We start from the raw sequence: 8,886 nt of genomic DNA, 5'->3' as shown, positions 1-8,886 counted from the left end.
CAACATTTGTGCTCCGATCGCGCCAGCGCCTTCCTTCAAACCGCTCTATCCGACCTGCTCCGCGCTGTCTCCTGCCACTCATTGCGCCTCATCGCGCGGAGCAGCTCCGATAGAGTCCTGACGTTTTTCGTCCAAGTCGATTGGATTTGTAAACACTGGCCGACCATCGCGGTACCTATTCAACGGCGCCATCAGACGAGGCTCAGACCCCGCACAGCGTTGCGTTTGTTTCTGCCCCGATGCGCCGTCCCGCTTACAATGTCCTCGCAGTCGTAACTCAAGGAGAAACAGGTGCGGATTTTCTCGAGAAGAACATTTGTAAAACAGGCGGGCATGTGCGTAGCCCTCGGTGAACTTCTATTGTCGGGAGAGAAGATGGCTCATGCGAACCCTCTTGGGCTTCCTATCGGCTGTCAGACCTGGCCGGTGCGCAGCATGATTGCGAACGATTTTCCGGGAACTCTCAAGCAGTTGGCGGCCGCAGGTTTCCAGAGTATCGAAATGTGCTCACCCGTGGGGTACGCCGACTCGGGTTTCGGGGGCCTAAGGAAACACAGCGGAAAGGAGTTGAGATCCATCATTCAAGACGCGGGCCTGACCTGCGCGAGCAGCCATTTCTCACTCGACGAGTTGCGCAAGGACCAAGATGGGCGCATTGCATGGGCCAAGGACATGGGGATGACGCAGATGCTGGTCGCCAGCCTAGGCGGCCCAAAGAATCCTACGATGGATGATCTGAAGCGCGCCGCTGAGGAATACGAAAAGATCGGCGAGCGTGCTGCGGCAGCGGGCATTGTGCAGGGTCTCCACAACGAGGGTTTCGAATGCACGACGGTAGATGGCCAGCGCACCTACGACCTGCTGTTCAAGCTTCTCGATCCAAAAGCTGTGCAGTTCCAGTTCCAGGTATCGACGATCAGCGAGGGATTTGACGCGGCTGAATATTTTGCGAAGTATCCCGGTCGATTCATATCTATGCACGTGCAGGGATGGTCGGCGAAGACGCGCTCCATTGTGCCGGTGGGCCAGGGCACGCTCGACTGGAAGAAGATTTTCGCGGCCGCGAAGACAGGAGGAGTCAGGAACTACTTCGTCGAAATGGACCTGCCCCTGATGAAAGCCAGCGTGCCTTATCTTCATCAACTCCAGGTGTGACAAAGGGCTTGGCGCGCCGTTGCGTGAAGCCGGACACCGGTCCTGCCACTTCTAATGCAATGCGAAGCAGAAAGGGTCACAGATATGATGAATCGCCGCACGTTTCTTGAAACCGCATCCGCCTCCGCCTGTTTCACTATTCTTCCCAGGCATGTACTGGGCGGAAGCGGCGTTGTCCCTCCGAGCGACAAAATCACGGTTGCTCACATCGGCACAGGCACGCAGGGTCTTCGCGAGATGCCGAGACTGATGGCGATTCCGGAAATCCAGATTGTCGCCGTCTGCGACCCTTCAAAGCATGCAATCGGATACCGGGACTGGGGAACGGATGACCTTCTCAATGAACTGCGGACGGTCCTCGATAAGCCCGAATGGATGGCGGGAACCGAAGGAACTGTCCCCGGAGGCCGCGATGTAGCCAAAAACTTTGTCGAGACATACTACGCGACCGAGCTTCCGGGCGGCGCGTTCAAGGGCTGCTCTTCCTATGCCGATTTCCGCGAATTGCTGGACAAAGAAAAAGACGTGGACGCAGTCAAGATCATGACGCCAGATCATCTTCACGGCATCATCAGCATCGCCTCCATGAAGAGGGGCAAGCACGTGATCATGCACAAGCCCATCGCCAATCGATTGCAGGAAGCAAGAATGGTGATAGACACTGCGCGAGAAACCCGGGTTGCCACGCACTTCATGCCCTGGGAAGCAAATGGATCGATGGATCAGGTAATGGCCTGGATCAACGGTGGGGTAATCGGCGATCTGCGTGAAATCCATAATTGGACGAACCGTCCTGTGTGGCCGCAGTACACCAGCGTGCCCACTGCTTCCACGCCTGTTCCGGAAGGCTTTGACTGGGATTTGTGGCTTGGTCCTGAGGCCTACCGGCCCTATTCGCCCGACTATACAAACATGGTATTCCGCGGGTGGTATGACTTCGGAGGCGGTTCCATGGCGGATATGGGGCATTACAGCCTGTGGACGGTCTTCAATGCCTTGGAGTTGGGATCACCCATCAGCGTCGAACCCACGCTAACTCACACATGTGGGTTGAAGGACGGAATCGCGTTCACAGTGAATAACGACTTTTCCTTTCCGACGGCCAGTACCGTCCGCTTCAAATACCCGGCAAGCGGGAAAAGATCCGCTGTGGACCTGGTGTGGTACGACGGCGGGATGCGTCCCCCGACGCCGGAGGAGCTTGAGATCGATAACGAAGAGCTTCCTATCGAGGGCATGATGTTCGTCGGCAGCAAGGGAAAGATCCTGGCTGGCTTTCTCCTTGAAGATCCACATCTGATACTGCAAGGAAGGATGCCGAAGGATCTGGTTGCTCCAGTTCGCGTCCGAGGCCAACGCGGCGTGGTTCCGTCGGGGATGCGCCAGTGGATTGCCGCTGTGCGCGGCGGCCCGCAATCGCCCTCATGTTTCTTGAATGCGGGTCCAATTTCAGAGGCGGTTAACTTGTATGCGGTCGCACTGCGGACAGGCAAGAAACTGCTTTACGACGGGCAATCTCAAAAGGTCACTAATGTGGCAGAGGCTGATAAGTATCTGAGCCGGGAATACCGGAAGGGTTGGGATCCGCGAGCACAATGAGAATCGTTGCCTAACCCTGTCGCTCCTCTGAGACGGGTCGCGCCAGCCAGATGCGATTTTCTTCAGCGTTCCGAATTCCTACAGCAGAGCCGACTTACCGGTACCGATCCCAAACATAGATGGCAGTACCATTAGAATTGGCTTGTGTTTGAGTTCGGAAAATGCGCGCTTACGATCTTTGTCGCTGATAGGGAATTCGTCGCTTTGATCAATGTTGGACACTACTACGAGTGGCGAAGTTTCGTTGACAATCCATGCCAGCTTGTCGGGCAACTTGAAACTCCGGTTCGTTACGAATGCCTTCAAAGAAAGGCTCGGAATCGAGCGCCGGATAAGAGCAATATCCACCCTTCACGGCTGTACGCAGCATCTCCAAAGCGGCACGTTCTTGACCGCAGTAAGCCAGATGCATAGCTGAGAAGTAGTTCGTCTCTGGATCAGAGGATGCCTTCACCCGCTTCGCCAACTTGGCAATCTGATCGGGCGATTCGTGTCGCAGGCATCCTGCCAACAAATTGAAGCTCTCCCACCCCGCGATATGCGGTTCTTCAACCTGAATCGCGTCGGAAAGCCTTCCCTGCCTTACCAACAGGTGGATGGTTATCGCATTGGTCCACTCGGTTCTTTGGTCGATGTGTAGATAGTCTTCCGCCCGTTGATAATTGCCGAGCTCAATGAACACTACCGCACAGGAGCGCAGCCCGAATGGATCGATGGCGAAGCCTGCGTCGCATTCCTTTGCTGCCTCTTGCAAGAGGCCCGCGTATCGAAACACGTAACCGAGTGCAAAATGAGCGTGCGACTTATCGGGTCTACGGCGCACAAGGTCAAACGCCATTGGCAGCGCGGCGGAACCATGACCACTCTCCACCTGGTGAACGATCAACGATGTTGACACTGCAACATTGCCCGGATCGAGATCCAAAGCACGGTGTAGATCATTGAGCCAACTCTGCTCTGCGGCCCTACCCCCGTCCGCATAGCGAAGCTCGTAGTATTCTCGTTGTGCCAATTCTTGCCATGCCGGTGCAAAATCTGGGGCTTCTCCGACCGATTTCTCGAGCAGTGCAATCCCCTGCTTGTTTGCGCCATCCGGACCGGAAGGGAAGGCGAAGCTCTGCAGATAAGACTCGTATGCTTGCTCATCCAGCGAGTGAGCTTCTCCCTCGTTTGTCATCCCTGTTGCACCAAGCGCAGGAGCCAGTTCGGTCCGCGTCAGCCCTGCTAACTGACCCTGAATGGTACGAAGTTCGTTTACCGGGACCGAGATCTTACGTTGCCAGATGAGGCGGCTGGGATCGACATCGAACGCTTCCAAGGTGATTGCGAGACTGTGTCCCGTACGAAGGTAGCTGCCAGTCACGACTTTTGCAACCTGCAGATCTCTGCCGATCGAAGTTAGCTCGCGATTCGCGGAATCGAATCTGCTCGTTAACGAGAAAGGCCGGATCGGAAGCGAATGCGCAAAACTGAGCTGGTTTTCGATTTCCTCGGGTAATGCAAAGCTCAGGTAGCCGAGCGTGCTGTCCTGGCTTTCGTTCCGAAACGGCAATATCGCAACCGCTCCTTTCATCGCAACCGGCACTTTTGGAGCGCCGGCGGAATTAGTTCGCCGAACGGTGAATCCTACAACAAGAATCGAGAGTATGAGCGCAGCGGCAGCCGTAATCATCCAGGGCCGATTTGCGCGAAGTCGCTCTCGCCTGTGTGCCGCCAGGCTCTCGCGCGCCCTCACTTCCTCGAGTTTTGAGCGCTCCACTTTGCGCTCATCAAGTCTTTCAAGCTGCCCTGCCAGCGTTGCGGCATCCTTCATTCGGAGTACGGGGTCGCCGCACGCTGCCTCGCTTATATCCTCTCGAAGAAGTGGATCATCAATCTGCGCCTCCCAGCCCGGAGACAGGGGCCTTCGCAATTCGCCGACCACGATCTGATAGAGAATGACGCCAAGAGCGTACACATCGGAGACCGCGGTGGGCGCCTGTCCAAAGAGCACCTCCGGAGCAAGATAAGGGACCGTTCCGGTCATCGACGAGGCGGTTTCAGTCGTGCGGGTGAATCCGAAATTGGTGATTCCCATCCTCGACAACTGTCCTGGCTCAAGGAGAAGTGCGCTTCCGAAATCGCACACCTTCACGTTCCAATCGCCGTCCTGTCCGGGTGAGATCAGGATATTCGATGGTTTCAAGTCAGCGTGAATCACACCTGCGGCATGTGCATCGGCAACGGCACGTGAGATCTCAGCCGCGAGACGAACACGAGATTCCCGCGTTGCTCGCGCAAGTCCCGTTTCCGATGCCGCCCATTCTGCCAGATTTTGGCCACCGTATTCACTTTCCAGAAAGTAGGGCACGGTATCGAAGTTCCACTCATAGACACGAACAAACTGCTCCCGTTTTCCGAGGCTTTTGCGAAGAAACCGAAAAATCGTTGCTTCACGCTTCAGGCTCTTGAGTCGCCGATCAGTATTCGCAAACTTGAAGACTCTCGTTTCCTGGGACTTAGGGTTGCGGCACAACCAGACCGTTCCCGAATCTTTGGCATCCAGCGCGCGCACGAGGCGCCAATGGTCGCGTCCGGGTACGCACGCTCCCTCGTCAAGTTTCAGCGGCATCTTGGCAACGGAAGAAGCAATTGGCATGCTTCGTACTTTGACCCCCATGCGGTAACCCACACGCTGAACGGTCTTCACAATGCAGGAGTCTTCGTCACCGAGGGCCTTGCGCAGTTTGTAGATCGCGGTCGCCAACGAACCCTCAACGACGGTCAGGCCAGGCCAAACAGATCCGAGTATTTCATCCTTGCTCGTCACCTCCTCCGCTCGATGTAAGAGGAGCCGCAGAACCTCCAGAGGCTTCAGCTCGAGTTCGACAGGGGCTCCGTGAACGCGAAGTTCAAGCCTCGTCTCATCGAATTCGCACTCCGCGAATAGCCAGCGACGATCGGATTTGCCAGCGAGTTCCTGGTGTAAGTCGCTCATGAGCATAGGCTTACATCCTTGATAATTCCTTGATAACTTCGTCAGGACGCCGTATTAAGCCAGGGCTAGATTCGGTGGGGAAAGTCCGAGTGCATCAAGCATAACAAGACATTCCTCAGAGGTCGCTATGCAGAATCTTGCCTCTTATCCCCAGAAGCTTGTTTCTCTGTGGGCGCTAAGTTGCTCTTTGGCATTTTCACCCCCCGTGAATGGTCAGAACACACAGAATGCCTTACCACCTTGCCCCACGACTTCGGCCAATGGCTCGGCTGGCCAAACAAGCTCAGTCCTCGCGGCCGAAAAACAGAATCTGCAGAACGCGGGAAAACAGCTCGGAGCTTTATTTAAAAAGAAGCCCTCCCCAACCGCGGCCGCATCCGCCAATCCATGTTCAACGACGACACCGGTACAGGCTGCGGCTCAAGGAGCAACTGCAAACTCCGCACAGCCTGCGGCAAATACGCAGCCAATTGTCTCCGGTGGAGGCCATTGGACTGGCCCCTTCACATCGCCGGCGGGAACGGGAATTGTACCGCTTGTCGTTGGACCCTATTCGCAAGGGTCGCAGATCGAAATCAGTCCCGGACAGGTGCATCTCGCCAGTCTCGCGCCCAACGGCAGCAAGTGGTCGATCATTGTTGACGGGAAGGCGGGGCCGAGGGTCGACCAGGTGTTCAATCAGGGCGACCGCGCAACCGGAGTGACTTTCAGCCCGGATAACAACCACTACGCCTATTGCGCGCTGATGGGAAGCGACTACGTGGTCATGCTGGACGGGAAAGAGATTTTCCGCGATTCAAAGGGGAATATGCAAAACATCATCGGCGATGCCAGTTGCGGCGGGATTCGTTTCTCCGCCGACAGCAAGCATGTGTACTTCACCAGTTCCATCCGGTATGACGCCAGCCATGACATGGTGCGCTTTGTATGGGACGGAACGGCGGGCCCGGGCGGCATGGGTGAAGACTATCGCAGCTTTGGATTCAGCCCCGATGGCGAGCACTTCGCCTATCACTGGTTCGACCCCTCCAACTCCGCCGGCCCCGAACGCCTTATCGTCGACGGAAAAATGGCCAGCTACAACGGCGATAACCTGCAGTGGAGCGGCGACAGCCAGCATCTCTTTTCCATCAATCGCATCACGCAGCCGAAGTCGGAATGGGACGTCTTGATGGACGGCAAACCCATCCTGAAGACCGATACGGTGATGCTCTATGCGGCTCCGGCCGGGCCCATGATGGTCGCTAAGGTGACTCGCGCGGCTGGTATTCCCAACCCGTATCAATTCCTTGTCGCTGGCGGCAAAGTTGTTTCGCCGAATTTTCCCGGTGGCTCGAGCATCGGAGATGTGGTGTTCAGCGCAGACGGAAAGCACTGCGCGGCAATCGTCCATGACACCAATGGTCGCGCATCGATGTTCACGGATGGAAAACGCGGAGAGACATACGCGCGCTTCGACGCGTTCTCGATATGGAACAATCCGGTCGGACCCCAGAGCACGGTGGCGTTTACGGCGGATGGCTCCAAGGTTGTGTACGTGGGAGACAACGGGAGCGGGAGCCAGTTTCTGGTCCTGGGAGATCAGGAGTCAGATGCCATTCACCAGCTCACCTGGGTCGCCATTGCGCCTGTAGGAAACCACGTGATGGCCGCCGGGTATAACCAGATCGTGCTCGATGGCAAGATGCTCCCCACGCTTCCCGGCCAGATCTTCCAGCCGCAGTTCGACTCGGATGGATCTCACTATGCGTACGTAGTCCAAAACAGCAATGGGCCGATCGTCTATCTGGACGGTGTACCGCAGCGTGCGTATAGCGCGTTCCAGGTCAACGGTTCGTATTACACATTCAGTCCCAACGGCAAACACATCGCCTACTTCTGCCACTCCACTAGCCCATCTGCCGGAAATGAAGAAGGAGTCTGCCTGGACGGAAAATACATGCCGCAAGGTCAGGGAAATGCGCTGTCGAATCTCACTTTCAGCTCCGACAGCAACCACCTGTTCTGGAACTTTCGCCAGGGACCCAACGTGCGCATCTTCGCCGACAACAAGCCGGTGCTGGATGGTAGTGCGCCGTCTCCTGGGGGGTTTCAACCACAGGCCTGGCAGGCTGACGGCAATAGTGGCCTTGTGGTCCTCGTGCACGATGGCGATTCCTTCAAGCGCGTAACCATCACACCTGCCTCCAGCAGCAGTGTTGCGGGCATTTTGGGCGGCGGGCCTGCGGTCGCGGCCGCGCATTAGCCCGTGAAGACAGAATTCTGAACTGGAGGCAGAGCTTCTTCCATCGCCTGTGAATCTCAAGGCCGGTCGGACGCTGGCGCCGAATAGCAGCTCGACGAATCCTTTCGGCGCTGCATCCAGTGCTTCTGCGTCCCGTTAACGTAAAGGAACAATCGGTGAGTTCGCATGGGAATAGGGGGCTGAAATTGAAGAATAAGAGTTTGTGGCTGATGGTTTCTCTCGGCGTGGCTTGTATTTCCTGCAGCAGCAACACCGCCAGTTCGCCGGCTGCTTTCGCGGCATCTTCGACTGGTCGCAACGGCGCATACATGATCTGCTATACAAGCTCCAACGCGCATGGCATCACGGTTAGTTCCGCTTTCCATGTGCCTCCGGTTGACCAGGTCACGATGCTCGAAGAGCCGTGGGCGAAGGACTTTCGGCGCTATGTCGGCCAATCCGGTGATGCGGGAGCACTCTCTGTAACGTGCACGCAGGTGGATCCCAAAAATCCCGATGCAGCACTAAAAGACAAGATCGACGCCTGGCATAAACAAGGAATTACAGTCAAGAGAGTCAACTGGAAGTACGCGGGATGATCTCTTTTGATCGCATCTTGATGCTACTGCGGACAGGTAGAGATTGAACCGCTGCGCCCAGCGCAAAGCACTCAATCAGCATCGATTTGCCAAAAACAACTTCATTCGATTGATCGGTAACGATAAACGTTAGGTCCCTATCGGGACTGCCCCAACGCAACGATGGTGGATTGCCCCAGGAGTTTTTGGGGCAGTTTCGATAGGGTCGTTTGAAGTGAGCCGGTGCGGTTCTCGGCGGACGCGGTGATCTACCGGGTATGGGAATTCAATGGCCTGGATTTCGGCTGGTGGTTGCCAGGAGGACGGCAAAGATGGCTGATCCGCGCGTATCG

General features: G+C 56.3%; 5 protein-coding genes. 4 read left to right on the top strand and 1 reads right to left on the bottom strand.

Translation table 11 applies throughout. The features are described from left to right. Positions 1-375: 375 nt before the first annotated feature. Together WCA10_RS24585 and WCA10_RS24580 are read left to right on the top strand one after the other, a co-directional pair. Positions 376-1,155: a sugar phosphate isomerase/epimerase family protein gene (locus tag WCA10_RS24585; protein WP_472825190.1), complete on the top strand. Its 780-nt coding sequence runs from the start codon at positions 376-378 to the stop codon at positions 1,153-1,155. A gap of 84 nt (positions 1,156-1,239) precedes the next feature. Then, positions 1,240-2,754 carry a Gfo/Idh/MocA family protein gene (locus tag WCA10_RS24580; protein WP_472825189.1) on the top strand — a complete coding sequence of 505 codons (1,515 nt, stop codon included), beginning with the start codon at positions 1,240-1,242 and terminating at the stop codon, positions 2,752-2,754. 208 nt (positions 2,755-2,962) lie between these two features. Here WCA10_RS24580 and WCA10_RS24575 read toward each other — a convergent pair whose 3' ends face one another. After that, positions 2,963-5,731, bottom strand: a complete 2,769-nt coding sequence (locus WCA10_RS24575) for a protein kinase domain-containing protein (protein WP_472825188.1) — start codon at positions 5,729-5,731, stop codon at positions 2,963-2,965. A 127-nt stretch (positions 5,732-5,858) separates the two neighbouring features. Here WCA10_RS24575 and WCA10_RS24570 point away from each other — a divergent pair, with 127 nt between their 5' ends. Both WCA10_RS24570 and WCA10_RS24565 read left to right on the top strand, forming a co-directional pair. Continuing rightward, positions 5,859-7,976 carry a hypothetical protein gene (locus WCA10_RS24570; protein ID WP_472825187.1) on the top strand — a complete coding sequence of 706 codons (2,118 nt, stop codon included), beginning with the start codon at positions 5,859-5,861 and terminating at the stop codon, positions 7,974-7,976. 185 nt (positions 7,977-8,161) lie between these two features. After that, positions 8,162-8,554: a hypothetical protein gene (locus tag WCA10_RS24565; protein WP_472825186.1), complete on the top strand. Its 393-nt coding sequence runs from the start codon at positions 8,162-8,164 to the stop codon at positions 8,552-8,554. The last annotated feature ends 332 nt before the right edge of the window (positions 8,555-8,886 follow it).

This window comes from Occallatibacter sp. (genome assembly GCF_049582745.1).
In the GTDB taxonomy this organism is placed as follows: Bacteria; Acidobacteriota; Terriglobia; order Terriglobales; family Acidobacteriaceae; genus Telmatobacter.
This window is presented reverse-complemented; position numbering and strand designations above follow the sequence as displayed.

Coding starts and splice junctions, on each gene's coding strand:
- WCA10_RS24585 (WP_472825190.1), top strand. CDS start 376: ATGGCTCATGCGAACCCTCTTGGGCTTCCTATCGGCTGTCAGACCTGG.
- WCA10_RS24580 (WP_472825189.1), top strand. CDS start 1,240: ATGATGAATCGCCGCACGTTTCTTGAAACCGCATCCGCCTCCGCCTGT.
- WCA10_RS24575 (WP_472825188.1), bottom strand. CDS start 5,731: ATGAGCGACTTACACCAGGAACTCGCTGGCAAATCCGATCGTCGCTGG.
- WCA10_RS24570 (WP_472825187.1), top strand. CDS start 5,859: ATGCAGAATCTTGCCTCTTATCCCCAGAAGCTTGTTTCTCTGTGGGCG.